The 26,193-nt window shown below is 37.2% G+C and carries 24 protein-coding genes and 1 pseudogene; 16 read left to right on the forward strand and 9 right to left on the reverse strand.

The window, feature by feature from the left end:
• Window positions 1–134: 134 nt before the first annotated feature.
• Window positions 135–1,358 (reverse strand): NupC/NupG family nucleoside CNT transporter, encoded by a 1,224-nt coding sequence (locus tag AC4G3O_RS07875; protein ID WP_139891366.1) that lies wholly within the window; start codon window positions 1,356–1,358, stop codon window positions 135–137.
• Window positions 1,359–1,582: 224 nt separating this feature from the next.
• On the opposite strand from AC4G3O_RS07875, the pseudogene AC4G3O_RS07880 reads away from it, so the two are divergent.
• Window positions 1,583–2,617: pseudogene (locus tag AC4G3O_RS07880) on the forward strand (DUF3626 domain-containing protein).
• Here AC4G3O_RS07880 and AC4G3O_RS07885 read toward each other — a convergent pair.
• Together AC4G3O_RS07885 and AC4G3O_RS07890 are read right to left on the reverse strand one after the other, a co-directional pair.
• Window positions 2,562–2,735: a hypothetical protein gene (locus tag AC4G3O_RS07885; RefSeq protein ID WP_491136187.1), complete on the reverse strand. Its 174-nt coding sequence runs from the start codon at window positions 2,733–2,735 to the stop codon at window positions 2,562–2,564. The pseudogene AC4G3O_RS07880 and the gene AC4G3O_RS07885 sit on opposite strands and share 56 nt — an antisense overlap.
• Window positions 2,736–2,901: 166 nt before the next feature.
• Window positions 2,902–7,620, reverse strand: coding sequence for an Ig-like domain-containing protein (locus tag AC4G3O_RS07890; protein WP_491136033.1), 4,719 nt, complete (start codon window positions 7,618–7,620; stop codon window positions 2,902–2,904).
• An 874-nt stretch (window positions 7,621–8,494) separates the two neighbouring features.
• Between AC4G3O_RS07890 and AC4G3O_RS07895 the strand changes: the two genes are divergently transcribed.
• The 5 genes from AC4G3O_RS07895 (at window position 8,495) to AC4G3O_RS07915 (ending at window position 12,014) form a co-directional block, all read left to right on the forward strand.
• The gene (locus AC4G3O_RS07895) at window positions 8,495–8,842 is read left to right on the forward strand and encodes a lmo0954 family membrane protein (RefSeq protein WP_066101165.1); all 348 of its coding nucleotides are present in this window, start codon (window positions 8,495–8,497) and stop codon (window positions 8,840–8,842) included.
• Window positions 8,843–8,858: 16 nt separating this feature from the next.
• Window positions 8,859–9,506, forward strand: coding sequence for a PspA/IM30 family protein (locus tag AC4G3O_RS07900; RefSeq protein ID WP_066101162.1), 648 nt, complete (start codon window positions 8,859–8,861; stop codon window positions 9,504–9,506).
• A gap of 107 nt (window positions 9,507–9,613) precedes the next feature.
• A complete protein-coding gene (gene liaF / locus AC4G3O_RS07905) occupies window positions 9,614–10,351 on the forward strand; it encodes a cell wall-active antibiotics response protein LiaF (RefSeq protein ID WP_491136034.1) in 738 nt (245 codons plus the stop codon).
• Window positions 10,348–11,385, forward strand: coding sequence for a sensor histidine kinase (locus AC4G3O_RS07910; RefSeq protein ID WP_140461194.1), 1,038 nt, complete (start codon window positions 10,348–10,350; stop codon window positions 11,383–11,385). Before liaF ends, AC4G3O_RS07910 begins: the two co-directional genes overlap by 4 nt.
• Entirely contained in the window at window positions 11,382–12,014 is a 633-nt protein-coding gene (locus tag AC4G3O_RS07915) for a response regulator transcription factor (RefSeq protein WP_066101156.1), read from the forward strand. Before AC4G3O_RS07910 ends, AC4G3O_RS07915 begins: the two co-directional genes overlap by 4 nt.
• Window positions 12,015–12,218: 204 nt before the next feature.
• Here the strand turns inward: AC4G3O_RS07915 and AC4G3O_RS07920 are convergent, their stop codons facing one another.
• Window positions 12,219–12,521, reverse strand: coding sequence for a DUF3139 domain-containing protein (locus AC4G3O_RS07920; protein ID WP_066101154.1), 303 nt, complete (start codon window positions 12,519–12,521; stop codon window positions 12,219–12,221).
• Between the two features lie 374 nt (window positions 12,522–12,895).
• Between AC4G3O_RS07920 and AC4G3O_RS07925 the strand changes: the two genes are divergently transcribed.
• Window positions 12,896–14,089: an MFS transporter gene (locus tag AC4G3O_RS07925; RefSeq protein ID WP_066101151.1), complete on the forward strand. Its 1,194-nt coding sequence runs from the start codon at window positions 12,896–12,898 to the stop codon at window positions 14,087–14,089.
• Between the two features lie 142 nt (window positions 14,090–14,231).
• On the opposite strand, the gene AC4G3O_RS07930 is transcribed toward AC4G3O_RS07925, so the two are convergent.
• Both AC4G3O_RS07930 and AC4G3O_RS07935 read right to left on the reverse strand, forming a co-directional pair.
• Window positions 14,232–14,864, reverse strand: coding sequence for a response regulator (locus tag AC4G3O_RS07930; RefSeq protein WP_139891357.1), 633 nt, complete (start codon window positions 14,862–14,864; stop codon window positions 14,232–14,234).
• Between the two features lie 12 nt (window positions 14,865–14,876).
• Window positions 14,877–15,995, reverse strand: coding sequence for a GAF domain-containing sensor histidine kinase (locus AC4G3O_RS07935; RefSeq protein ID WP_257468959.1), 1,119 nt, complete (start codon window positions 15,993–15,995; stop codon window positions 14,877–14,879).
• 154 nt (window positions 15,996–16,149) lie between these two features.
• On the opposite strand from AC4G3O_RS07935, the gene AC4G3O_RS07940 reads away from it, so the two are divergent.
• The 4 genes from AC4G3O_RS07940 to AC4G3O_RS07955 all read left to right on the forward strand — a co-directional run bounded on the left by AC4G3O_RS07940 (window position 16,150) and on the right by AC4G3O_RS07955 (window position 19,069).
• A complete protein-coding gene (locus tag AC4G3O_RS07940; protein WP_139891355.1) occupies window positions 16,150–16,872 on the forward strand; it encodes an SDR family NAD(P)-dependent oxidoreductase in 723 nt (240 codons plus the stop codon).
• Window positions 16,872–17,906, forward strand: a complete 1,035-nt coding sequence (locus AC4G3O_RS07945) for an S-adenosylmethionine:tRNA ribosyltransferase-isomerase (RefSeq protein WP_491136035.1) — start codon at window positions 16,872–16,874, stop codon at window positions 17,904–17,906. Before AC4G3O_RS07940 ends, AC4G3O_RS07945 begins: the two co-directional genes overlap by 1 nt.
• Window positions 17,903–18,256 carry a VOC family protein gene (locus tag AC4G3O_RS07950; protein WP_140461201.1) on the forward strand — a complete coding sequence of 118 codons (354 nt, stop codon included), beginning with the start codon at window positions 17,903–17,905 and terminating at the stop codon, window positions 18,254–18,256. Before AC4G3O_RS07945 ends, AC4G3O_RS07950 begins: the two co-directional genes overlap by 4 nt.
• 249 nt (window positions 18,257–18,505) lie before the next feature.
• Window positions 18,506–19,069, forward strand: a complete 564-nt coding sequence (locus AC4G3O_RS07955; protein ID WP_491136036.1) for an NAD(P)/FAD-dependent oxidoreductase — start codon at window positions 18,506–18,508, stop codon at window positions 19,067–19,069.
• A 200-nt stretch (window positions 19,070–19,269) separates the two neighbouring features.
• Here AC4G3O_RS07955 and AC4G3O_RS07960 read toward each other — a convergent pair whose 3' ends face one another.
• Window positions 19,270–19,605 carry a L,D-transpeptidase gene (locus AC4G3O_RS07960; protein ID WP_491136037.1) on the reverse strand — a complete coding sequence of 112 codons (336 nt, stop codon included), beginning with the start codon at window positions 19,603–19,605 and terminating at the stop codon, window positions 19,270–19,272.
• A 191-nt stretch (window positions 19,606–19,796) separates the two neighbouring features.
• A complete protein-coding gene (locus AC4G3O_RS07965) occupies window positions 19,797–20,525 on the reverse strand; it encodes an NAD-dependent protein deacylase (RefSeq protein ID WP_491136038.1) in 729 nt (242 codons plus the stop codon).
• A 209-nt stretch (window positions 20,526–20,734) separates the two neighbouring features.
• Between AC4G3O_RS07965 and AC4G3O_RS07970 the strand changes: the two genes are divergently transcribed.
• The 4 genes from AC4G3O_RS07970 to pnuC all read left to right on the forward strand — a co-directional run bounded on the left by AC4G3O_RS07970 (window position 20,735) and on the right by pnuC (window position 24,147).
• Window positions 20,735–21,271: an RNA 2'-phosphotransferase gene (locus tag AC4G3O_RS07970; RefSeq protein ID WP_490558209.1), complete on the forward strand. Its 537-nt coding sequence runs from the start codon at window positions 20,735–20,737 to the stop codon at window positions 21,269–21,271.
• 231 nt (window positions 21,272–21,502) lie between these two features.
• Window positions 21,503–22,033, forward strand: coding sequence for a tetratricopeptide repeat protein (locus AC4G3O_RS07975; RefSeq protein WP_491136039.1), 531 nt, complete (start codon window positions 21,503–21,505; stop codon window positions 22,031–22,033).
• A 319-nt stretch (window positions 22,034–22,352) separates the two neighbouring features.
• On the forward strand, window positions 22,353–23,474 hold the full coding sequence (locus AC4G3O_RS07980) for an AAA family ATPase (protein WP_139891348.1): 1,122 nt from the start codon (window positions 22,353–22,355) through the stop codon (window positions 23,472–23,474).
• Window positions 23,461–24,147, forward strand: a complete 687-nt coding sequence (gene pnuC, locus AC4G3O_RS07985; protein ID WP_139891347.1) for a nicotinamide riboside transporter PnuC — start codon at window positions 23,461–23,463, stop codon at window positions 24,145–24,147. Before AC4G3O_RS07980 ends, pnuC begins: the two co-directional genes overlap by 14 nt.
• A 102-nt stretch (window positions 24,148–24,249) precedes the next feature.
• On the opposite strand, the gene AC4G3O_RS07990 is transcribed toward pnuC, so the two are convergent.
• Window positions 24,250–24,426, reverse strand: a complete 177-nt coding sequence (locus AC4G3O_RS07990; protein WP_175354221.1) for a hypothetical protein — start codon at window positions 24,424–24,426, stop codon at window positions 24,250–24,252.
• A 359-nt stretch (window positions 24,427–24,785) separates the two neighbouring features.
• Between AC4G3O_RS07990 and AC4G3O_RS07995 the strand changes: the two genes are divergently transcribed.
• Window positions 24,786–26,147 (forward strand): aspartate kinase, encoded by a 1,362-nt coding sequence (locus AC4G3O_RS07995; RefSeq protein ID WP_491136040.1) that lies wholly within the window; start codon window positions 24,786–24,788, stop codon window positions 26,145–26,147.
• Window positions 26,148–26,193: the final 46 nt, after the last annotated feature.

The raw sequence follows: 26,193 nt of genomic DNA on the forward strand, positions 1-26,193 counted from the left end.
ATAGAATTAAAAAGAGATTTGAGAACAGGTATATGATGTTTGCTAGTGCTTCATAAAAATTAAAGCCTCAAGTCTTAAAATCACTTGAGGCCATAGTATTTAATATCCTAAGCTTTAAAAATCCGGATTATTTCCTACCCAATAATCATTCCTGCAATTGCAGCACTTAAACAGGATGCCAGTGCACCTGCTATGATCGCTTTAATGCCTAATCGTGCGATATCAGGTCTCCTCTTTGGAGATAACTTTCCAAGTCCTCCAAGTAAGATACCAAGAGAAGAAAGATTTGCAAATCCACAGAGTGCAAAGCTAATAATGACAACGGCTTTATTTGATAAGGAGTCAATCATTGGAGCAAAATTACTATATGCCACAAATTCATTTATAACAAGCTTTTGACCAATGAAGTTCCCAGCTGTCAAGGCTTCATTCCAAGGTACACCAATGACAAAAGCTAATGGAGCAAATATGTAGCTTAATAGTAATTCAATTGATAACTGATCAAATCCAAACCATCCACCAACGAAACTTAACAGACCGTTCAGCAGAGCAATTAAAGCGATAAAGGCAAGCAGCATGGCTCCAACATTCAGTGCTAATTGAAGCCCAGTTGATGCTCCGTTAGCAGCTGCATCTATTACATTGGCTGCCTCTTCATCCTTTTCCATTTCAAAACCTGTCGCATCTTCCTGACTGTGTTCCATCTCAGGTATCATGATCTTAGAAAGTAATAGTCCTGCCGGTGCAGACATAATACTTGCTGCTAGCAAATATTCTAAGGGAACACCTAATAAAGAATATCCTACAAGTACGCTACCTGATACTGAAGCCAACCCACAGACCATAACAGAAAATAATTCGGAATTGGTCAATCTATCTATAAACGGCCTTATAACCAAAGGTGCTTCTGTACACCCAACAAATATATTAGCTGTTGCATTAAATGTCTCGGCTTTTTTTGTGCCTAATAGTCTTGCAAGAGCGCCACCTACATATTTAATGACAAATTGCATAATCCCCAAATAATACAAAACAGAGATTAAAGCAGAGAAGAAAATGATGATTCCTAAAACATTAAATAAGAAAACGGTTGTAATGCCTGATTGTGGTGTATAAAGACCGCCAACCAGGAAGTTTATTCCTTCATTTGCGTAACCGATTATGTTATTCACAACATCGGTTATTTTCTGAAATGCTGCACGTCCAAGTGGCCATTTTAAAACAATAAAAGCAAAAGAAATTTGAATAGCCAATGCTACAACTACAGTTCGAATATTAATATTTCGTTTGTTGGTTGATAGAAGGAAGGCGATTCCTAAAATACAGATAATCCCGAGCATTCCCCATAAGTAATTCATTATGTCACCTCTGGTTAGTATTTTTCTGTCTGAGAATAGTAAAAAAGTTACTTTTACACAAAAACTTAATATATCAATTGGATGCATAATTTGCAAGTGAAGTATATTTTATCCATTGTTTTTATAGTATGGAGTTAAAATAGCCAAAATATTTGTCAAAATGCACTGTAATTATGTTTTGGTAAGTAGGGGAATAGATGTTAACAGCATTTCAACGATAGGCGATTCAGTATATTGAAGCATACTCAAAAAAACTACAAAAAGATGCAAAACGAACTCTTAATCATGTACTGACGATGTCAAATATATCAACAGAAGTATTTGAGCAAGCGGTTAATAATATGAAGAATAACGCAAGAATTGGCTTGCATTTTCATCCGGATCGGCTCACTCACAACCGGATAAGCGTGGCTGAATCTTTATTCAATGAGGGTGTATACAAGAGTCAATTTGAAACATTCATTTCAAATGGAAGTGTCTCTGCCTATCAAGGGGGTGAGCGTGATCTTTGGGAGACAAGAATGTTTGGAGGAGCTTATCAGTTTAAAGGCACAAGCCATAAAGAACATCCTAAATATGGGGCATTGAATGTTATGTTACATTCTGATGGACCTGCACCACGTTTTGGTTCCTGTTGTTTTCTGCTTTCTCCGAAAGTCTCCTATCGTTCTACCTACACATATATGGACTCACACCTCGAATTAAAGGAAAAAGGGATATATCAAGAATTCGATTTAATTTTGGCAGCGCTTTTAGAAGAGTCATTTTCCAGAGAAATTGTACTTGGCGAATCAGAATTACGACCACCTAAGCTAATAAGTTATTTGGCCAACCTATATAATATACAATCAGACCTTGTGAAACGAAAACCTAATCGCAATCTGGATTATTACATTGAAGCACAAGTACACGGGGAAGTATCGCTTGAAAAGGATGTTGATGCACTTGTGGCTGATGATTCTTTTCAAGCTACTGAAATCGGAAATATGCTAGAGTAGCTTTGCGGACAGTATTCAATCAGCCTATATTGGAGAAAGGGCTTTAAACTTAATAGCAAGGACGTCCCTTCAGATTTCAGAGGAGCGAAAATGCCTCATCTGGCAAAACGAATAACTAATTGTGATTATATTGATGCAAGCGTAATTGGTTCAGCAGCAAAAGACCTGTGCTGTTATCCTGAGAATTGGTCTGATTATGGAACTGTCAAAGAGGTGCTACAGGAGTTAAAGCTCCTTTGGCATGTATTGGTGAGATATTAATCCAAATTTGTTCGCAATCGATGACATGATATAAATTATGTGGAATACTACCCATTCCACCCATGCGTTTTTTTGTCAGTTCTTCTTTGGGTACTGTTACACCAATTAAACCACTCATCTCTAACCTGCCAATTATATAAGAACATATCTAACATGAACAAATCCCTCTTGGTATAACAGTAGTTTCATCTTCTATCAGAATGAATCGAAGCTTTAAAAGACAGATTATTAGGTAAAAATAAAAGGTGCCCTGGGCGACAAGCCAGGGCACCTTTTTGCTTTACTTATTTTTTCACTTTAACCGTTTTTGCTTTGCTCGTATTGCCAGCTTTATCTTTGGCAGTTACAGAAAGAGTCGTACCGGCTTTTTGCTTTTTGATTTTAACGGTATAGTTCCCTTTGCTGTTGGCCGTAGCAGTGCTAAGAGTTTTAGAACCGGCTTTGACCGTTACTTTAGCCCCGGCTTCTGTTTTTCCTGTCACTTTTGTAGAACTTGATTTTACTGGATTAACAGAAGGAGTAGATGGAGCAGTTTTATCTACTACCTTTACTGTTTTTGCTTTGCTCGTATTGCCAGCTTTATCTTTCGCAGTTACAGAAAGGGAAGTGCCAGCTTTTTGTTTTTTGATTTTGACTGTATAGTTTCCTTTGCTATTAGCAGTAGCTGTACCGAGAGTTTTAGAACCAGCCTTAACTGTTACTTTTGCACCAGCTTCCGTTTTACCTGTTACAGTTGTAGACTTGTCTGAAACAGCATTGACAGAAGGAGCGGAAGGAGCTGTTTTATCTGCCACTTTAACTGTTTTCGCTTTGCTTATATTACCTGCTTTGTCTGATGCTGTTACAGAAAGGGAAGTTCCGGCTTTTTGTTTCTTGATTTTTACAGTGTAGTTTCCATTGCTATTGGCAGTAGCTGTACCGAGAGTTTTAGAACCAGCCTTAACTGTTACTTTTGCACCAGCTTCCGTTTTACCTGTTACAGTTGTAGACTTGTCTGAAACAGCATTGACAGAAGGAGCGGAAGGAGCTGTTTTATCCGTTACTGTGATCGTTGTTACTTCGCTCACTAATCCAGTTTTCGGATCTGTAACAGTAGCGTATAATTTAGTACCGGCTTTCAGCTTCGTTTTTAAATCTATCGAGAATTTACCATCATTCGCTGTAGTTGTTAGTGTTAAGTTCTTTTTATCTGTAATGGTTACTTTTGAATCGGTTGGTGCAGTTCCCGTAATTTTTGTGCTGGCATCCGTTACAGCATTTACGGATGGCTTAACAGGAATTGGCACCTTATTAATTTCAATTTTCTTCTTAACTTGGTACCCTGCTATATCCTCAAGCACGAATTCATACTCGTTCACACCTTCCGCTAATGGAAGTTCAATTTCCTGAGTTACAGAGTAAGGTGCGTAAACAGGTAAGTCACCCAAATCATTAAATGTGTTTATTTCTTCATTTCCATTAACGACTAGTCGAAGAGCATTGTAGTTATCACCAACTTTGACCTTAACTTTTTGGCTATCACCTGTGGAGAATGCCTTGTAGTCAACTTCAATTGTTGGCTTTTTAGTATCAATAAAGATTTCTCTGTTGAAATCAATCTTGTTACCGGCTACATCTGCTCCATAGAATCGAATATCATGTTTACCTTCTTTGGAGAACTCAAAAATATCAAAGAAATAAGGCTCCTTAGTTTCTTCATCCAACTCAATTATAAGGTTCTGGCGTTTCCCTTCATATTCAGCCCATACATAATCTATCTCAGAATCGTCAGTTATATATCCGAAGACAAATACTTCAAGTTCATTGTAGATTCCAAGTGGTGCAGGTTCTATGACACTGATATAAGGAATTGTCTTATCCAATAATGATTTAGCACCGCGGTTCCCAGCATAGTCATGGGCAACTACGTTGATATTGTCACCGTTTTTCACTTCTACTGGTGTATCATCGCTATACTTCAGGTCGGATAATTTGACACTGTATGTGTTGGTGCTGTTTGGTGCTACATAATCTTTCAGTGCTTTACCGTTAACGGAAAGCTCGATATATTGAAGTCCTGCGCCTGAATTTGTATCTTCAGCTTTAAATGTAACTGTCTTTGTTGCATCATCATATTTAAGATCAGACACAGTTGGTTCTGTATTATCTACTAGGATTGGCATTTTAAATACTTGAGGTTCCTTGCCCTCGTAATCGATTATTGCCTTGACTTGGTAATAGTACAGTCCTTCTTCAACAGATTTGTTATTTACTTTACCATCCCATTCAGTGAAGTATGGCTCGAATGTTACGATAGAGTCTGCTGCATAGTTCTTTCTTTGGTACTTATCAGTAGTTATTTTACGCAATGTTTTACCATCTGTATCGGTAATACTGTATTCCACCGTTTTGCTGTTTCGTAAAAATGATAGGGCAGGGGCCACTGCATCATAATGACCGTCAGCATTTGGTGAAAAAGCTATTTTAGATGGATCAACAATTTGATTCTTATCGAATGGACTAACTCCTAAAAATTCACCGGTATTAGAATCGGCAAGACCTGTATATCCATAGAATGAATCGACGGAATTATTCATTGGATCGATAATGTTTGGTTTATTCCAGTCACCTTTAAATCCAACAAATGGTATGGATAAAGTAGGTAGAGAGTCTTCGAGATTCTTAGCTTTTAAGAATACGAAGCCTTCAACAAAGTATCCGTTTTTCATCGCTTTTTCTAAATCAGCTTTTGCATTTTTTAAATCAATTGTGATTGTAAAATCTTTAGATTTACCAGCTGCAACAGTAATTTCACTATCGGATGTAACAATTGCTTTTTTGATTTCCTGTGGTGTCAGATCATTGAACGTATATCCACCTGCTTCGTACAGAGCATCGGATAGTACAGTTGTATCAACTGTGTATGTTGCATCTTTCTCACTGAAGTTAGTAGCAGTCAGTGTAAAAGAGAACTTATCGTTGGAAATTTCTTTTAATGTAACTTTTCCATCATCCGTTCCTTTATTTACCACGTAAACTGGGGAAGTAATTGCTGAGTTTAATTTCATAACCCCGGCACCCTGACGACGTGGTGAATAATAGGTTGTACCGAGAGGATCTTTAATAGTTTCAGATGTATTCATTAATAAAGTTTTCGCACGTTGGACTTTATCCTTGCCTTCAAGATTTGGAAAATTTTTCTCTACATATTCCAACGCAAGGGCAGATCCGCCTGCTACATGCGGTGCAGCCATGGATGTACCGCTCATAACTCCATACTTATCATCATTTAATGTTGAATAGATTTTTCCACCTGGTGCTGTGATTTCAGGTTTAAAATCTAAGTTTGGTGTTACTCCCCATGAAGTGAAGGTAGACAACTGTCCGGCTGTACCGTTTTCTAGTTGTATCATTTCCCCGGTGAATTTAACTACACCTACATCACCAGCTGCTTTAATTTTTTCTTCAAACATAGTACCATCGCTTACTCGCAGTGAAACCAGTGGGATAGTAGGGCTGTTTAGAGCCATGCTGACAAAATCTCCATGTGCAGGAGTTCCCCTGATAATAACACCGATGGCTCCGGCAGCTTCGGCTTGCTTTTGGATTTCACCGTAGTTTGGAGTAGCAGCTGTTCTGACAGCAAAAACTATTTTACCAGCTACATCCTTTCCTTGATATTGATCTGGATGACCATTACCAACATAAACAACATCTTTTTCAGTTGTACCGAAAACATCTAATGGTAGAGGAGAGGATTGTGTTTTATATCCAGCTGAGTATGTCGTTCCACCAATCGTAAATTCAAATTTATCTACAAATACATGTGTGTTTTCAAGAGAAGCAACTGAGATGGAATCTTTGGAAACACTTGGTGATCCTACAAGCCCGATATCAGGGTTCGTTGCAAAAGGATCTGCGTATCCATCAGAGATCTGAGCAGAGTTACCCGCTGAAATGGCCATTAATACACCGTTATTAACAGCTCTTTCAATCGCCTTTTGCTCAGGATCTTCAGGAGATTGGAATCCTGCAGTTGATCCAAGACTCATATTCAACACATCTGCACCAAGCAAAATGGCATCATCAATTGCTTTAACGTAAATATCGCCCCATGTTGAAGGCATTTCTGAATCATTACCAAATACTTTTAAAGCTAATAATTGTGTTTCAGGAGCAATTCCTTTAATGCCTCCAGCATCTTTGGATCCATTTGCTCCAACCGTTCCACCAACATGCATACCATGCATGGATGCATCAGAGCCAAGATCAAGAATTTCTTGATTCTTATCATAATAGTTGTATCCGTATGGAACCTTCGCTGTATGGTATTTTCCTGGTAATTTATTTTTAGAAATGCTTGCATCTACATCCGATTTTGTTAACTTTGCTTTGCTTTCATCAGTTAGAACCATATCTTTATGGCTGGGATCAATTCCAGTATCAATAATACCAACAACTGTACCTGTACCATTGTATCCTTTGACCCATGTTTCTTCTGCTTCAACGATATCACCACTGGATACCATTTCAGGTTTTACTTCCGGTCGCTTATATTCATTAGCGATATATACAGATGAAACAGTGGAGATACTTTCAATTTTTGATATGTCTGAAGCCTTTACTTCACCACTGACCCCATTTGCGACTACTGTAAAGGAGTTTTCAACGTCGAATTTTACACGTTTTTTATTAATAGATGATAGGAAATCGGATTGTTGGTCTTTAACGTTTGCTTGTAATTCCGATTGTTTTGATTTGGAGAGTTCTTTAAACATAACACCTTGTTTAGTGGCGTAATCAATTGCAGGAGTACCTTCGAGTTCTACAATAACGCGCACCTTTTCATCTGGGTCATATTTACTTACATCCAGTTTCTTTTTTACTGTGTTGCTAAAGGGCTTTAGTTTAGAGTTTTCATATGTATTAGCGCTCGCTGTACCTATACCGATTAATAAGTTAGATAATAGTAATACCAGTGATAGTAAAACAAAAACGACATTCTTAGTATTTTTGAAATGCAAAGCTCCAACCTCCTTTTTATTTGTCAATATCTGAAATCTACAAAATCACCCCTTAATTGAAAATGAAAGTTTAGGTAAATAATTTACTATCTACCACACTATTAATTTACCACCACGATTATAAATAGTCTTTTTAATTTTTTGATTTTTCAAAAAATAGTAAATACGACTTAGCTAATTATGGGGTTTATGCTCGAAAAACAGAGAAGAGTGGGTAGAAACACACAGAAGGAAGATGAGTAGAAAAGTGTGTTTTTTAAGTATACAAGGCCATCCTAACTGGTAAGTAGCAAAAAAGAAGAGATATTGACATTATTAGAAAACTTGAATGACAACCAAAAACTCAGCGTTCTTTGGCTCTGAGTATGTATTCTTTAAAACTATATTAATTTCGATACATCCCGACAGATTGGGGAGCGTTATATTCAAAATCGAATTTCTCATAAAGCTTATCAGCTGGGGAATCAACTATTAAACTTACGTATGCTCCCCGGGGCAGATGGTTATTTAGATAGTCTGTTAGATTTTCCATTATTACTTTACTTAATATATGGTGTGATTCGGCTTCGACTCCTAGTCCCTCGAGGTCATAAGGATAGCCACTACGGTAGGAGAAATCGCCCCTGGCGCGCCTCTTCTTATGCTTATCGGGCCTGTACAGTCACCTCAGCACTAGCTGGATAGGATTTTCTTCTCCTAGTGCAATACTCGATTCTCTAATTATTTTTTGCGCTATTTTTTTGGAAGCAGTACTGCAGAGCTTTTTAATAGTCTTAGTTTAGCTACGCCTCAAGACCTAGGTGGAAATCAAGCTCAGGGTCGTTATAAAGAATATTCTTCCAAGTTAAACTAAAGACATAAGGAGGGAATATCAATGAAAAATCTCGGATTGATCTTGATTGTGCTGGTGGCTGGTCTAATCGTTATCGGTAATATTGGTTCCATTATTACATTGGCCATTACATTAGCTATTTTGTATTTTGCCGTGAAAGGATTCATGAAGTCGGATATAAATTTGTCGAAAGTGGTTTGGGGAGCAATTGCGGTTATTACATTATTGGCTTCAGTTGGTAATATACCTGCGTTAATTGGCTTGGTGGCTATGTATGTTCTTTATTATCTATATAAGGAGCATAAGAAGGAAAAGGACTATGTGAGTCATGATGATCCATTTACAAACTTTGAAAAAGAATGGGAACAATTAAATAAAAATTTTAAATGAGGAGTGTGCAGGAAACATGGCAAATTTATTTACTCGTATGAAAAATTCGGTAGAAGCAGATCTTCATGATTTAATCGATAAGCAGGAGGAGAGGAATCCAATTTCAAAATTGAATCAATATTTGAGACAATCCGAAAGAGAAGTTGAACAGGTTCAACAATTAATACAACGTCAATATCGATTGAAAGAGGAAATAAAGCGTGAATTAGCGGTTGCTAAGGAAATGGCCGATAAACGTAAACATCAGGCTTATATTGCTAAAGAAGCAGGCGATGTGAGTGAATTATACGAATTTGCCATTAAGGAACAGGCGGTTTATGAGGACCGTTCAGCCAAAATTGAACATCTGCTTGTGCAAATTGGTCTTGATTTAAAACAGCTTGAAGAGAAGTTTACTTTAATGAAGCAAAAGCTGAAAGATATGCATATAAAGAGACTTGAGCTGATGGGGCGGGAAAATATTGCAAAGGTTCATCATAAAATGGATAAGTTAATGGAGTCCGGTAAAGACGCTGTAGAGGGTGAAGGGCAACAATCCTTAGAAATTGATGATTATATGATGCAAATAGAAAATCGAGTGAAAGCTAATTATTATGAAGCAACGATTGATACCCGCATTGCAGAAATTGAAAAAGATTTAAAAAGGAAGGAAACAGTGAATTAAAAAAATGGTATTCTAGTATGTAGGACGCAGTATTTTGCTGCGTCTGTTTTAGATTAGTAATCAGCAGGTGATCATCTATGATGAATTACGGATAGGGGGGTAGGAATATGCAGAGATATAAAGAAGGGCATTGGGCAGAAAAAATATTAATTGCTATTTTAATTGTTGCTTTAATTGAAATTATCTTTTTTCGCTTTCATGAAATTCTTTATACCGTATTGTTTTCGGGAATTTGTATTTATTACGGCTATTCCCGTTATTCTAAACTATTTGGGAAAATGATATTTTGGATTGGTATAATATCAGGTCTTATAGGCTTAATTAATCTATTCATTGTCAGGCTCCTACTCTTTATTATTCTTCTCGATTATATTTCACAACATCTTCAAAAGAGACGTGAACCTATTCAAATCAAACCTAAAGAATCGTTTGAACAGCAGGAAAAACAGAATGGGAATGGTGAAATATCCAAGCCTGTAATTACGAATAGAATTTTTGGAAGTCAGCAAACTCCTGAGTATGTATACGAATGGAATGATCTGAATGTGATAAGCGTATACGGAGATACTCATATCAATTTGAGCAATACAGTCTTACCGAAGGAAATATCAGTCATTTCGATTCGGAATGGTATTGGGGACATTGAAATATTTGTTCCGTACGATGTGGGTGTACAAATATCCCATACCTGTTTATATGGAAAAGTACGTTTATTTGAAGAAAAGGAAAATGAGCTTAGGAATCAGCAAATTATGTATAGATCAGAAGGATATAACGAGGCTAGCTATAAAATAAAGGTCGTTACTTCGATCGGTGCCGGCAATTTGGTGGTGAAGTGGATATGAGTATACTAAAACGCCAATTACTGATCTGTATATCAATCTCTCTACTGCTATTTCTAACTATATTTTTATGTTATTATGTAATCTTTTTCTCCTCTGATTGGACTCCTTTATATGAGAAGAAAATCTTTAATGTGCCATTTCTGTTATTTGCGCTAAGTATTGCCTTGTTGTTTGGTGTCTTTTTCGGAATTGCAAGCGGGTTATTTTATAAATCTGAAATAAATCAGTTAAATGACACATTACGAAGTGTAAACCTCGGGGAAAACCTTTCGGAAAAAGAGATTAAGACAAAGGAGTTATCTGAGTCTCTCGAGAAAATAAAACAAATCCAGACAGTCCTTCTTGATCAGGCAAAACGTTCTCAGGCTCTGGCTACTGAAAATTCTGTGGAACAGGAAAAACGAGTTCAGGAGATGGTTAAGGAGGAGAGAAATAGATTGGCCCGAGAACTCCATGATTCTGTCAGTCAACAGCTTTTTGCTGCTTCCATGCTTATGTCAGCCATCAATGAATCAGGTGGGAATGAAGAGACAACTGAGAAAAAACAGCTTAGGATGGTTGAAAGTATGATTCAACAGTCCCAATTAGAAATGCGAGCCTTACTTTTGCATCTCCGTCCTGTGCATTTAAAGGATAAAAGCTTGAAGGAAGGCGTAGATAATCTTTTAAGTGAACTCAAACAAAAAATCCCTTTTACAGTAAAATGGAAGGTGGAAGATTTGGAATTGGAGAAAGGGATTGAGGATCATTTATTTAGAATCCTCCAGGAATCCGTTTCGAATACATTACGGCACGCTAAAGCACAATTATTGGAAGTGTATATTATTCAGCATGAACGTTCTTTAATTATGAGAGTGATTGATGATGGTGTTGGATTTACCGCAGATGAAGCGAAGGCTGGCTCTTACGGGTTACAAAATATGAAAGAGCGGGCGATAGAAATTGGCGGCATTCTAAAGGTGGTTTCGGTACCAAAGCAAGGCACGCGAATCGAAGTAAGAGTACCATTAGTGAATGTAGGTGAGAAAGTATGATAAGAGTATTGTTTGTAGATGACCATGAAATGGTTCGTATAGGTGTTTCTGCTTATTTATCTTCTTTATCCGACATTGAAGTGGTAGGGGAAGCGGAAAATGGACTTAAGGGTGTCGAAATGGCATTGAGCCTAAAGCCTGATGTAATATTGATGGATTTGGTAATGCCTGAAATGGATGGGATTGAGGCAACCAAGCAGATTCTAGCGGAGTGGCCGGAGGCAAAAATAATCATTGTGACGAGTTTTGTTGATGATGAAAAAGTGTACCCGGCTCTTGAAGCAGGTGCAATCAGCTATATGTTAAAAACCTCGAAAGCAAGTGAAATAGCAGATTCGATACGCGAAACCTATAAAGGGCAATCCGTTCTGGTACCGGAAGTGACAGATAAACTCATGTCTAAATTTAGGAACGCAAATAAAAGAGATTTGCACGAAGATTTAACATCACGAGAAATAGAAATTTTATTATTAATGGCGGAAGGAAAGACGAACCAAGAGATAGCAGATCAATTATTTATTGCACTTAAAACGGTTAAAACACATGTGAGCAATATTTTAGGTAAACTTCAAGTTCAGGATCGTACCCAAGCAGTAATTTATGCTTTCCATCATAAATTAACAAAATAGATTACCGATTGAATGAGTATGGTAATCACTTTTGTTAAGATAATTATCATTATAATTTTAATAATAAAGTGAAGCTCAACTCCGACTGTTCTAATTCAAATGGATTTGAGCTCTTTTATTTATGGATATGTTAAACTTAAGTGTTAATTATATCCAATTAATTTAGGAAATCCTATTTATGAAGGATTTTCCCCTTACTACCTTTTATTGAACGTGTTCTACTCCGTTTTCTACATACGATTCTAAAATTACTTCATTTTTATTTTTGTAATAATAGTAGGTTTTATTATCATCTTTTAGTCGAATACTAACCATCCAATTCTTATCTCCTCGTAAATTTGCAATAAATGGTTCACTGGAAATAATGTCATTCTTTGAAATGTTCTCTTCAGTTGTCAGATACTCAATTACACGTTGTTCAACAGTTGACTTTTTATATTGAATATAGCCTAATCCAATTCCGATAAAAGTTAACAAAATTAATACAGTCGCTCCTATTTTTCTCATTTACAACCTCCTAATAAAAATTTATTAATAAATTTAATAGAATAAAGACTACACACTGGACTTTTACAAGCATGAGCTATCATAAGTATCTGTCATTTCAAATAAAAATGATATTATAAAAATTGTTTGATAGTATGCTGGTAGATTCAGATGTGGAACCTTTCAACATTATAGGAAGTTAATTTATAAATACATTTTAAGCAAGTAGTCTTTAATACAGAAAGGTGTAGGATACTATCAAATGGGAATAACAATATATTGCTCCCTTGCCTACAAAAGAAGGGATTTTTTGTGTATTTTTTAAATTTCCATAGAAAGATAGTTTCGTATTCGGGTAATATAAATAATGTAAAGGAGCAGAAAGAAGGTATAAAATGATTGATCAAGCACAACAAGGAGTTAAACAAAAAATAAAGAAGGAAAAAATATGGACAAGAGATTTTGTCTTCATTTGTATTACAAACTTCCTGATCTTTTTAGGTTTTCAAATGACCTTGCCGACAATTTCGTTGTACGTTAAACATCTCGGTGGAAGTGACCAGCTAATAGGAGCAGTTGTGGGGATATTTACATTTTCAGCTTTGCTGATTAGGCCCTTTGCCGGCAAGGCATTGGAAACGAAGGGAAGACGAATTGTCTATTTCGGAGGTTTAATTGTTGTTATCCTTACCCTCGGGTCATTTGGTTTTATGGCAAGTATTGCTTTGCTGTTCATGATGCGGATTATTCAAGGATTGGGTTGGGGAGCATTAACTACAGCTACTGGTACGGTTGCTTCAGACTTGGTTCCGGCATCAAGACGGGGTGAAGGAATGGGTTACTTTGGGCTGTCCGGAAATATTGCGATGGCTATTGGGCCATCTCTTGGTCTTGCTTTGGTTGTTATGATACCATTTAATCAGTTTTTCTTAATTTGTGCTATTCTAGGAGTTATTGCTCTTCTGGTAGCAACGCAGATTAAGTTCAAGAAAGCTGAGAAAGTGACTGTGCAGCCAACTGGTAAGAAGATACTGGATCTATATGAAAAAAGCTCGTTAAAACCATCCATACTGGCATTTTTCATCACATTTACTTTTGGGGGAATAGCTACTTTTCTTCCTTTATATACAGCACAAAAGGGAATCGATGGAATCCAGTGGTATTTTGTTATCTATGCATTATCTGTTATGTTGACAAGAACGTTTGCCGGACAATTATATGACCGTAAAGGGCACAAGGCTGTATTTATACCGGGAACATTGTTGGTGTTTATTGCGATGCTATTACTATCCTGGCTGCCTAGCACCAGCATGATGTTATTTGCGGCTTTCCTTTATGGATTTGGATTTGGAAGCGTTCAGCCAGCCTTACAGGCATGGGCAATTGATCAGGCACCCCAAAATCGTAAAGGAATGGCTAATGCTACATTTTACTCGTTCTTTGACTTAGGTATAGGGATAGGAGCTATGATTTTCGGACAGATTGGACATTCATTTGGCTACAGCAGTATTTATATGACAGCGGCTGTGTCCGTATTCATGTCGATGGTTATTTACGTACTTATAACCCGTGAGAAAGCAGTTCGCTAATTGCTTAATTACGTATAAAAAACCAGGTGAGTCATGACTCACCTGGTTTTTTATATAGATTTTCTATTCTCTTTTTTTTACCGGATGAATTGAATGGAAGAGTACATAAATCCCCAATAAAATAACAGCGAATCCAAATCAATTAAAAACCATTTCGTATCGCAAAAAGAGCAGCCTGAGTACGGTCCTGCAGCTCTAGCTTAGACAGGATATTGGATACATGAGTTTTTACCGTTTTTTCGGTTATGTAAAGTGCTGAAGCAATCTCTTTATTGCTTTTGCCGTTGGTGATTTCCTTGAGAACTTCCTTTTCTCTTTGAGTCAATGATTCTAACGAATTCTGCTTGGATTTATTCGTTTGCAGAACTGTCATTAATTCTGCGGTAATTTTGGAATGAATATAGATTTCTCCGTTTACTGCCTTTTTAATAGCTAGGATTAGTTCCTCTGGGTCGCTTTCCTTTAATAGATAGCCACTGGCTCCCGCATCCAAGGCAGGAATGGCATGGTCTTGATCTGACATGCTGGTGAGGATTAAAACTTTCACATTCGGTATGGTTTCCACAATGTGTTTTGTTGCATCGATTCCGTCCATTACAGGCATTAGTAAGTCCATTATCATAATCTCGGGAGTCAGTTTTTTGGCCAGTTCAATTGCTTCCTTACCGTTTGTTCCTTCTCCAATTACGCTCATATCAGGATGGCTATTTAATAATAATGCCAGTCCTTTCCTAACGACATGGTGATCATCCACTAAAACAATTTTTATCGTCATTAAAATTCTCCTTTAGTATGGCAATTCAACCGTTAAACTGGTGCCGGAGTTCTTTTTGCTAATTATGCTTAATTTCCCTTGCAGGGCTGTTACGCGTTCTTCTATACTCTTAAGCCCAAGACTCGGCAATCCCTTTACTGATGAAATATCGAATCCTACTCCGCCATCTTCAACCGACATGATAATATGATTTTGTTTGTATTCAAGAAAAAGTAAGACTTCTTTTTGACCGGAATATTTAATGGCATTATTGAAGGCTTCCTGCCCAATCCTCCATAAATTTCCTTCGATTTTTGAAGGGAGAGATCCTGTCCCTTTCACCTGAACAATAACTTGTAAACCGAGTATTTCAGCATATGATTTGAGGGCACAAACGAGTCCGTTCTTTAGTCCATCTGGCCGTAATTGCCAGATCAATGCCTTCATTTCAGCCTGTGCATACTGTGACATCCTCCCAATATCAGCAAAAATCTGTTTGATTGAATCCTCTTTTGATAGATTGATTCCGGCCTTTGATGTCACATTAATAGAGTAAAGTAATTGATTTACAGAATCATGCAGGTCCCGTGCCAAGCGATTTCGTTCCTCTGCAACTTTCAGTTCCTGCTCCCGTTTTGTTAAATGGATTCGTCTCAGGGCATTGCCGATTTGATAGGCAACGGATTCTAAGAGACCCAACTCTTCTGCTTCGAATCTTTCTTTATTCGTTACGGCTACGTTTAATACGCCGAATTTTTCATCCCCAGCTGATAAGGGAACAGTAGCATGGTAAACAAGGCCATACGTATCGCCCCATTGATTCAATCTTGCATTTTCCAACCGCTTGCATTCCATAATGTTCGAAGCTTTATGTAGATTATCTTTTAAAAATTTATTCACACACCAACAGTCACCTGTACACATGGGTTCATAGTCTGAAATTTTTAAAGCGGGCGGCAGTCCCTCAGAAGCGGCTAATTTGTAATTGCCCCGTTCGTCAATAAGGAAGATCCAGCCGGTTTCCAAAGAGGTTATTTTTAAAAGCTTCTTTAATACCTGAGCCAAAACTTCTGTTAAATCAGTGCCTTCGTTTAATGTTTCAGCGATTTCTTTCAATATATGAATCTCTGAGAGAAAAATTTTACGGACCACCTTTAGTCTCCTTAATAGATGTTTTGTTATTATTATACATTTTTTATGGTGGAGTACTACTAAAGATGTAGCTGAAACTCCATCCATCCTCCGAGGGCATGGCTGTTTTTTTGCAATACGCTATAAGTATAAGTTTCTATAGGAGGTATAAATCATGAAAACAGTTGTGATTACAGGAGCATCTAAAGGATTAGGGAAAGCATTAGCCCTTGCTTTTGCAAAACAAGGATACAATCTCGCAATTTGTGCGCGGGGAGAAGAGCGGTTACAGGAAGTGAAAAGAATGACTGAGGAATTGGGTAGTACAGTTCTGGCAGTAAAAGCGGATGTTACAAATCAGCGTGATGTTGAAGCCTTTATTTCCATGACAGAAAGCAGATTTGGTCAAATTGATGTTTTAATTAATAATGCTGCTGTATTGGGGCCTAGCCCGATGCCACTCTTACTGGATTATTCAGAGGTTGATTTCATGAATGTTATAAAGGCAAACAGCCTAAGTCCATTTATGGTTACAAAACGTGTTCTGCCTGGAATGCTTCAGCGTAATGAAGGCTCTATTATCAATGTGACATCAGAAGCAGGGCAAAAAGGATATGCGGGATGGGGAGCCTATGGAATTTCGAAGTTTGCACTGGAAGGACTGACCGAAACATGGGCAGATGAGCTCTCGGAAACGAATATACGAATCAATATGATTGACCCCGGCAGTATGGATACGGACATGTATGCATTGGCAGATCCTAATCATAATGAGGAGCTGGCTAAACCGGAGGAGGTACTGGGTGCCTTTGTTTATTTAGCCTCGAATCATTCACGGCATATTAACGGTAAACGGTTTGAAGCACAGAAGTTCGAGCTTGAACAGGAGGGATTATAATGGCATTGCCTCTCAGGAAAAAATTTTTTCTGCCTCAAGAATTAAATGCGTCCGAACCTCCCGAGTTCAGAGGTATGAGAAGGGACCAAGTCAAGCTAATGGTGACAGATAAAGGGATTGGAACAATGGAACACACTCAATTTTCCCATCTAGATCGGTATCTGAAGAAAGGTGATATTCTGGTTTTAAATAATAGCAGGACAATTCCTGCCTCAGCAAGGGCAACAATTACTAGAAAAGGGATCGTTAAAGCCGAAGCTGTAGAAATAAGGTTTGCAAAAAAGATTGAGAATAACGCCTGGGAAGTGCTGGCCCTGCATGAAGATATAGAAGTTGGAGATGTGCTCATTTTTTCTGAAGGACAATTGAAAGGAGAGATAAGTGGCAGGGTAGAAGCTACCCCTTTGTGGAGTGTTTGTTTTTCTCAATCAGAGGATCGTATTTTACATTATTTATATCAGAAAGGAGAACCCATTCGGTATGAATATGCGAAACAGGCACTTGATTTAAACTTCTATCAAACGGTCTATGCTTCAGTCCCTGGCTCCGTTGAAATGCCATCTGCTGGCCGAGCCTTTACCTGGGAAATGCTTTTCAATCTTCAAAGAAAGGGAGTTAAGCTTCAGTTTATTCAGCTTCACACAGGCTTGAGCTATTTACTAGATGACTACTGGCCAGTAAAACCGGAAACCAATCCTGAACTCTATGAAATCCCCAGTGAGACAATGGATATGATTCGGCATGCGAAAAAAGAGGGGAGAAGAGTGATTGCTGTCGGAACCACGGTTGTTCGTGCTTTGGAGACGGCTCTGCTAACTGAAGAGCTCAAGGGTAGCACCAATTTGTATATCGGACCTAATTACCATATGAAAGCAGTAGATGGTATCCTCACTGGTTTCCATGAACCTGAGGCGAGCCATTTGGATATGCTCACTGCTTTTATTGATTCGGATTTCCTTTTTAAAACGTATGAGGAAGCCGTACTAAAGGGGTATTTATGGCATGAGTTTGGAGATGTGAACTTAATTATATGAAAACGTTGAATATTCATCACGTCGGTTTTGAGGTGAAAAGCCTGGAGCTTACAAGGTTCATTTATGAAAAATATCTGGGATTTCGTACTGAACAATACATGGAGTTGGAAGGAGAAAAGATTGTATTCTTAGTGAATGACCGATTAAGGATTGAATTGATTGAAAATGGAAGAATTGATGAAAAAGGTTTATACGAGGCACATATATGTTTTGAAACAGATTGTTTACAAATTTTAAATGAAAAGGATGTATCTATTTTAGAGGGGCCAATAAGGATGGGAAATGGCTGGACAATTGTTTTTATTGAGGGGAATAATGGTGAAAGAATTGAGTTATTAAAGAGGATTTAGGCTTTCTGCAAGCGAACAACTTACGTATAAATAAAGTATAGATGTGAATTTCAACATAACGCTGGCTGGAATATGAGGTATGGTCTTTTAAATTCAGGTGGTTGTGGTATCCAAGCAGATTATTAACCAGCCAATGGCTAATACGCTAGAACGATTGGTCAGGTATCCAAAATCACTTCAATAGAGATTGGTAATTATTTCCGTTATAATAAAGGTGGAATTCATAACAGGCTGGGGAGGTTTGAGGAAATGTATGATGTTATAGTTATTGGAGCAGGTCCAAGTGGTGCGAGTGCTGCATTATTCACTGCAAAAGCAGGTAAAAAAACGTTGGTTTTGGATAATGATAAAAGTGTCACTAAACGTGCCTGGATTGAAAATCATTATGGTGTAGAAGAAATCACTGGACCTGACCTTATTGCAATCGGTAAAAAACAGGCAGAGAAATTTGGCGCTGAATTCAAGGTTGCAACCGCTGAAAAAATCGAAGTGGCGAATGATGGAGTAATCATCCAAACAGAAGAATCCAACTATATGGCAAGTGAAGTGATCTTGGCTTCCGGTATGTTAGTTGACCTCGCTGAAGCTTCAGGCATTAAAATAAAGGACGGTACTGAACCGCGTATTAAAAAAGTAATTGATGTCGATGATTCCGGTAAAACCTATCTTGATCATGTCTGGGCAGCCGGCACAGTTGCTGGTGTGAGCATGCATACAATTATAACAGCAGGGGACGGAGCAAGAGTCGCGATAAATGTAATCAGTTCTCTGAATGGGGAACGTTATGTTGACCATGATATTCTAAAATCTTAAATTAAATGAATAATAGTTGAATGATATCGTTACGGCTCATGAGTGGGTCGTTTTTTTGTTTGACTCTGTTTGTAGATAATGTTCGTTTTTGAATTCCCGTTCTTATTCAACTAAGGCGAAGATTAGTTGAATAAGAGAAGCGATGCTTTTATGTCGTATTTGACCAAAATTATGCAGTAAGAGGAGCTAGATTAACAGAGTCATTTATGAATAACAACCCTAGTACCAATTGGTACTCTAGATGATAATTCTAGAACATCATGATTAAACATCCTAATACAACCATGTGAGACATTCTTACCGATTGAAGCTGGGGTATTTGTTCCATGTATACCGTAATGAGGCTTTGACAAACCCATCCAAAGAACTCCGAATTGTCTTCCAGGATTACGTTGTTTATTGATTATATTGTATGTCCCAGAAGGTGTTGGTGATATTATTTTTCCAACTGCAATTGGGTAAGCTTTTATGAGCCTATTTCCATCAAAAAGTTTTAATTGATGTTTCGATGTTGATATGTCAATCCATCTCGCCACAAATAACAACTCCATTTTTTAATATATTGTATGAAGTAACATAGGGATTTGTTAATTAACAGACATTAGCAGCAATATATACGAACAGAGCCTTTTGTTTAGTTACAATTTGTCCAGCTTTCAGGTACTGATATGGAAGATAACTGCATATAAAAAAGCCAATCTCCTTCTAAAAGATTGGCCAGAATCTATTAATAATTTTCAGCTAACTCGGCATCTATTTCTGCCAAAAGCTCACCTGCTTTACGATCATTTATCACAAGGTCGGCATAAAAATCAAAATTAGTTGGCTCTAAATTAATTATAACCAGTTTCGCACCATTTTGCTTAGCAATTAAAGGGAACTGATTAGCAGGTGTCACTGATAACGATGATCCGAGAACAATAAACAGGTCTGCTTTTTCACTTTCAGCTTCGGCCATCATGAATGGTTTTTCAGGCAGCATTTCACCAAATAAAATAACTGATGGGCGAAGCTTGCCGCCACACTCACATTGATAGGATTCATTTAAATACATTTCACTGCCATATTCCTTACCGCATGTTTGGCAATGCACTTTTTGTAAGGTTCCGTGCAACTCTGCTACCCGATTGCTGCCGGCTTCCTGGTGGAATCCATCCACATTTTGCGTGATAATACTTTGAATAATACCTTCACGTTCCCATTTAGCGAGAATAGAATGGCCTTTATGTGGGCCGTGTTCCTTCACTCCTACCACACGCTGGCGATAAAATTCAAAAAACTCTTTGACATTTTGATTAAGTGCATCTGTACTGGCAATAGTGCCTGGATCTTGCTTCTTCCACAATCCGTTATTAGTTGAGCGGAAATCAGGTAACCCGCTTTCAGTCGAAAAACCTGCACCAGTGAAGATAACGGTGTAGTTAGATTCTTTTAATAAAGTTACTAGTTTGGACAAAATACCTGCCTCCTGTTTTAGGGTCCTCTGTACATAATTATTCATCATTATATCACGAGCCGATTAGCTATTCTAAATCATTGGTTTCGCGAAAATCGATGTATTATATGAGAAAATAGAAGAAACTATTCGAATAATCGAGAATCAGCTTCGAACATGGAGCTTCTATTCTCTTTTCATTTTTATGTTATAAAGGAGGATTCCAAAAAATGAGTTTGATTAAAGCGAGCAGGTTTATGAGTTTGATTCTTCGTCATAAACCAGAATCCATCGGAATTACTCTGGATGAGCATGGATGGGCGAATGTCGAGGAATTGATTAAGGGTATTTCTAAAAAATATCCTTTTGATATGAACATCCTAGAGGAAATTGTGCGAACCGATGATAAACAGAGATACGCTTTTAATGAGGACAAGTCACTTATTCGAGCCAATCAAGGACATTCCATTTCGGTTGATGTAGAGCTGGAAATCGTGGAACCACCAGAGTTTTTATGGCATGGTACGGGAGAAAAGTATACAGAATCCATTGAACGTATTGGACTAATTCCAAAGAGTCGTTTATATGTTCATCTATCATCTGATGAAGAAACAGCAATCAATGTAGGAAAACGGCATGGGAAACCGGTTGTGTATCGTGTACGAAGTGGTGAAATGATGAAACAAGGATATGTGTTTTACCGTTCGAAAAATCATGTTTGGTTAACAAAAACAGTACCCGTTAAGTTTTTGGAGGCGCAACCGTAAAAATAAAAGAGGGATGTAATTTAGTAAACATGTTAGCTAGAACTCTTAACAAAATCTCATCAAAATATTTCTTGCCCCGTCGTTCTGCGTGACTCATAACATTAACAACTCCTTTAGAAATCTGGATTTAATTGTACTTTTCTAAAAAGGGGTTTTATTCGATATTGTCGAATGTAGGGAACAAGGAATGCGACTGATTGTAAATTACAAGAAACAATGAGGTGGGGATAAATGAATAAAAATCCACGTGAACTTCTGGATAATGCTATTGCGCTGCGTGAAGATGGTCGTGAGAAACAGGATTCGGCTATTTTAAATCATGCACTTAATCTTCTGTTAAATCTATCAGAAAATGATCCGGAAAATGCAGAAATAAATTATCAGATTGGGATTGCCTATGATAATTCTGGGTTATGTAACAAAGCAATTCCTTATTATGTTAAAGCAATTGAACAAGGTCTATCCGATTCTGATCTACAAAGATGTTTCCTTGGTTTAGGAAGCAGTTACCGCATTTTGGGACATTATAAAGAAGCTATTGACATCCTTCACCGTGGTGTGACTGAATTTCCTGAACATCGAGCCCTGCAAGTCTTTTATTCTATGGCTTTATATAATACAGGGGAATATAAAAGGGCTATGGAAATTGTCTTAATGAATTTAATGGAAACTACAAATGATGAAATACTTCAGTACTTTAAGCGTGGTATTTCTTACTATGCCCAGCACCTTGATGAAACTTTAGATTTAGACAATCCTTAAATCGGAATTACCTCATCCTGTAGGTTGAATTAGCTAACTGTATATAACCTTTTTACTTAGAAGAAACATTCTATATGAAAGCAATGAAAAAAGGAGGATTCACTCAAAATGTGTATCCTCCTTTTTTGGTGTTTCTTTTTCTCTGGTATAACTGTACGCTTTCAGTAAATCTTACCTCTTTCATAATGTTATTTTAGTATAATAAAATAAAGAACTAGCTAAATTTACATGTAGTACTATGAGAGAAATAGAGGTTCAGTCGAGGGCGTAGTTTCTTTTAATTTTTATATTTAAAGAATAAAAAGAAGGGAGAAGAAAAGTGTTAAACTCTTACCAAAAACCCCTTAAAGGAAAAAAAGTTGGTATTGTATTTGGATCATTCGCTCCGCTTCATCGAGGGCATTTGGATCTAATTATGCAAGCAAAAAAAGAAAACGACGGCGGTTGTATTGTCATTGTATGTGGATATGACGGGGACAAAGGTGAACCACTTATGCCTCATAAAATGCGATATCGTTACGTGAGAGAGTTTTTTTCGGATGATGATTTGGTTGCTGTATATGCAATCAATGAAAATGAAATTGGTATTGAAAATTATCCTAATGGTTGGAACGGTTGGCTTAAAGAGTTTGAAACTATTTATCGCAAGGCGGTAGAAATACCTACAGATACCGACAGAATTTGGTATGTCGGGGATAGGAATTACCATGAGGACTTAATCGGAAAGTTTAATGAAACCTCAATCTTGGTTGACCGACTTGCATTAACTCCAATATCAGCAACGATGATAAGGGAAAACCCCATAAAGCATTGGGATAAAATAACGTATCCATTCCGGAGAGTTTTTAGTACAAACATTCTTATATGCGGTACTGCTTCGGAAGGAAAATCAGTATTAACCGCCGACCTGGGCAAATATTTCAATGCGCCGTACAGTTATGAGTTCGCAAGAGGCTACATGCAAGAAAGTAATATAGCCGAATGGGAATTAAACGGAACGGACTATATGGCTTTTCTTGAAGGGCAGTATAATCTCAATAAAAAATTAATTAACTCACCCTCCAATCAAGGAATCTTTTTTGCGGACTCCGACTCGATGGTAACAAGAATGTACGCAGAGGGGTATTCCAGAGACAGCCAATGTGACTTAACAGAGGAAGAATTTGAAAAAGTTGCTATAGTGGCCGATGAAATCACAAAAAAATGTCGGTGGGATAAAATTTATTTACTATGTCCTTGCGGCGAGTTTGTGGATGACCACGAGCGATTTATGGCTCATTCTGGAATGGAGGAACGCAATGAGTTATTCAACATACTTTGCAACAATATTAAAAGTTCGGGAAATTGGGACAAGGTAACGGTTCTAAATGGCGGCTATTGGAACAACTTCAAAACTATTGTAAGTGATGTGAAAAGAATCATTGAAAATGGAAAGAATTAAAAATTATCTAAAAAACGAATTTTGGAACGGTTATAATCTCTTTGAAAAAATATTTATGATAAGTATGGTACTGCTTCAAATCATTGTATATTGCTTTGTTCCTGATTCTCCTATCGGTATGATTTGCGGAGTATCAGGTGTAATCTGTGTTGTTTTGACAGCGAAAGGCAAACTGTCGTCTTATATCTTCAACTTTATACAGATTGTAACCTATATGTATATCGTATGGGGGTTGGGGCTGTATCTTGAGTTCTTCGAAAATATTTTCTACTTCGTAACTTGTATTCTCGGTGTATTTATTTGGAAGAAGAATATGACCGAGGAAACAATGCAAGTAAAAGCAAAAAGTCTTAAGTCAGTGCAGATGATCATTACAGCTGTGTTAATTGTTATATGTACTATCGCACTGGGTTATATCGGTAAAAATTATCTCGGTAATACTCTGCCTTACTATGATGCATTTACTAATGTAATGGCAATAGTAGCTCAAATCCTCATGGTATTACGATATAGAGAACAATGGCTCGTATGGATTGTAATTGACCTTGTTTGCTTGGTTATGTTCATTATGCTTGGACAGTGGTCTATGGTTGCCATGTATGTTTCGTGGACAATCAATGCGATTTACGGTTGGTACAATTGGAGTAAATTAAATAAAGAAGAAGTAAAATAATAGTTCCTAAAAAATTCAAGAATTTAAAAAAGGGTCAGTCATAGTGACGGCCCTTTTATTGTTATTGGTACAAGTTATAAAGAATCAAAGATTGAATCAAAATTATGGATTTAACTGATTGATGCTATTGCTTTTCTTGATTTCGTCACGAATATCCTTTAGATATTCATTTTTTTGTTTCATTAACTTTAAGATAGTAAGTGCTACATAAATAATAAAAACGATAATCCCTAAATATACCAATATGGAAATTAATCCAAATAAAGATGCCGCCATCATAAGATAACCCTCCAGACTAAATATTATAATTATTTTACCTTATTTTTCCTCAACACTCCCTATTTTTAAGAATTATACTTCCAACTTATGTCTATAAATGACAAGTTTACGACATAATCTATTAAAACTTATAATTTATTTATTTTACGGCATCAAAAATTGATCGATAACTAGAATATTTACGCCTTCATGAGTCATCCTGCCATTCTAATTCTTTGATGAATGAGACTTACTTTCAAAGAATGGAAACCCTGATGGATATTATTTGAAATTTTCTTATATTTTCTCTTGAAACTTTAGTGCTGAGAAGTGATAATAGTTAATATTATCTGAAAAATTAAACATAGGGGATATGCAGAATGAAAGTAGTTAAATTTGGGGGAACTTCTCTTGCATCCGGTGAGCAGTTGAGTAAAGTTTTTGAGATTGTTGTATCAGATTCACAACGTAAAATAGTGGTAGTATCGGCACCAGGTAAACGATTTTCATCCGATACTAAAGTGACAGATTTGCTCATTGCCTGTGGAGAAAGCTGGTTAAATGGGGCTTGTGATCAATATTTATTTGATATGGTTATTGATCGATACCGATTAATAGCAGAGGATTTATCCGTTTCAGGCTCTGTCGTCGAAAGAATTAGAGCTGATTTAATGGAAATTCTTAATGGAGACCTGAGCGATAAGGGTCAGTTTATGGATGCCGTTAAAGCCAGTGGAGAAGACAATAATGCCAAATTGGTAGCTGCTTTTTTCCAAGCCAGAGGTGTAGAGGCTGAATACATGAATCCTCGTGAGGCAGGACTAATAGTCAGTGATGAGCCGGGGAATGCTCAGGTTTTAGCAGAATCGTATGCCAATCTATATCATTTAAGAAATAAAAAAGGAATTGTCATATTTCCAGGATTCTTTGGTTATACAACGGATGGAAAGGTGATGACGTTCCCTCGGAGCGGCTCGGATATTACCGGTTCGATTCTGGCTAATGCAGTTAAAGCTGATTTATACGAAAATTATACAGATGTTGATGCCGTATTTTCTGTTAATCCAACGATTATTAATAAACCAAAGGAAATCAGTGTATTGACGTATCGAGAAATGCGTGAACTTTCCTATGCAGGCTTTAGTGTTTTGCATGATGAAGCATTAATTCCCGCCTTTAAAGCAGGGATTCCAGTAAATATTAAAAATACGAATAATCCGTTATCACCTGGTACCATGATCGTGAATAAAAAAGAGTTAACGAATGGTCCGGTTGTCGGTATTGCAAGTGACAATGATTTTTGCAGCATTTATGTCAGCAAATATTTAATGAACAGAGAAATAGGTTTTGGACGTAAACTTCTTCAAATCCTTGAAGATTTAAAGTTGTCCTATGAACATGTTCCTTCGGGAATTGATGATTTGACTGTCATTTTAAGACAGAATCAAATGGACTCTGAGCTTGAAGAGATTATTAGGAACCGGATTATAGAGGAATTAGAGGCTGACGAGGTGAAAATTGAACACAATTTATCCTTGATTATGATTGTGGGAGAGGGAATGCGTTCGAATGTTGGTACAGTTGCGAGGGCATCCAAGGCTTTGGCAAATGCCGGCATTAATATCGAAATGATCAATCAAGGGTCTTCTGAAGTCAGTATGATGTTTGGTGTGAAAGAACTTCAGGAAAACCGAGCAGTGGCTGCTCTTTACAATGAATTTTTTACCAGTGTAAGCGTGTAAGGAAAAGTGGTAAATCGAATAATAGAAATGTTTCATAATGCCATTA

The organism is Bacillus sp. z14 (2026), assembly GCF_058313575.1.

Bases quoted from the DNA above. Each gene is read 5' to 3' on its own strand.
- AC4G3O_RS07875 (WP_139891366.1), bottom strand. From the start codon at position 1,358: ATGAATTACTTATGGGGAATGCTCGGGATTATCTGTATTTTAGGAATC.
- AC4G3O_RS07885 (WP_491136187.1), bottom strand. From the start codon at position 2,735: ATGAGTGGTTTAATTGGTGTAACAGTACCCAAAGAAGAACTGACAAAA.
- AC4G3O_RS07895 (WP_066101165.1), top strand. From the start codon at position 8,495: ATGAAAAATCTCGGATTGATCTTGATTGTGCTGGTGGCTGGTCTAATC.
- AC4G3O_RS07900 (WP_066101162.1), top strand. From the start codon at position 8,859: ATGGCAAATTTATTTACTCGTATGAAAAATTCGGTAGAAGCAGATCTT.
- liaF (WP_491136034.1), top strand. From the start codon at position 9,614: ATGCAGAGATATAAAGAAGGGCATTGGGCAGAAAAAATATTAATTGCT.
- AC4G3O_RS07910 (WP_140461194.1), top strand. From the start codon at position 10,348: ATGAGTATACTAAAACGCCAATTACTGATCTGTATATCAATCTCTCTA.
- AC4G3O_RS07915 (WP_066101156.1), top strand. From the start codon at position 11,382: ATGATAAGAGTATTGTTTGTAGATGACCATGAAATGGTTCGTATAGGT.
- AC4G3O_RS07920 (WP_066101154.1), bottom strand. From the start codon at position 12,521: ATGAGAAAAATAGGAGCGACTGTATTAATTTTGTTAACTTTTATCGGA.
- AC4G3O_RS07925 (WP_066101151.1), top strand. From the start codon at position 12,896: ATGATTGATCAAGCACAACAAGGAGTTAAACAAAAAATAAAGAAGGAA.
- AC4G3O_RS07930 (WP_139891357.1), bottom strand. From the start codon at position 14,864: ATGACGATAAAAATTGTTTTAGTGGATGATCACCATGTCGTTAGGAAA.
- AC4G3O_RS07940 (WP_139891355.1), top strand. From the start codon at position 16,150: ATGAAAACAGTTGTGATTACAGGAGCATCTAAAGGATTAGGGAAAGCA.
- AC4G3O_RS07945 (WP_491136035.1), top strand. From the start codon at position 16,872: ATGGCATTGCCTCTCAGGAAAAAATTTTTTCTGCCTCAAGAATTAAAT.
- AC4G3O_RS07950 (WP_140461201.1), top strand. From the start codon at position 17,903: ATGAAAACGTTGAATATTCATCACGTCGGTTTTGAGGTGAAAAGCCTG.
- AC4G3O_RS07955 (WP_491136036.1), top strand. From the start codon at position 18,506: ATGTATGATGTTATAGTTATTGGAGCAGGTCCAAGTGGTGCGAGTGCT.
- AC4G3O_RS07970 (WP_490558209.1), top strand. From the start codon at position 20,735: ATGAGTTTGATTAAAGCGAGCAGGTTTATGAGTTTGATTCTTCGTCAT.
- AC4G3O_RS07975 (WP_491136039.1), top strand. From the start codon at position 21,503: ATGAATAAAAATCCACGTGAACTTCTGGATAATGCTATTGCGCTGCGT.
- pnuC (WP_139891347.1), top strand. From the start codon at position 23,461: ATGGAAAGAATTAAAAATTATCTAAAAAACGAATTTTGGAACGGTTAT.
- AC4G3O_RS07990 (WP_175354221.1), bottom strand. From the start codon at position 24,426: ATGATGGCGGCATCTTTATTTGGATTAATTTCCATATTGGTATATTTA.
- AC4G3O_RS07995 (WP_491136040.1), top strand. From the start codon at position 24,786: ATGAAAGTAGTTAAATTTGGGGGAACTTCTCTTGCATCCGGTGAGCAG.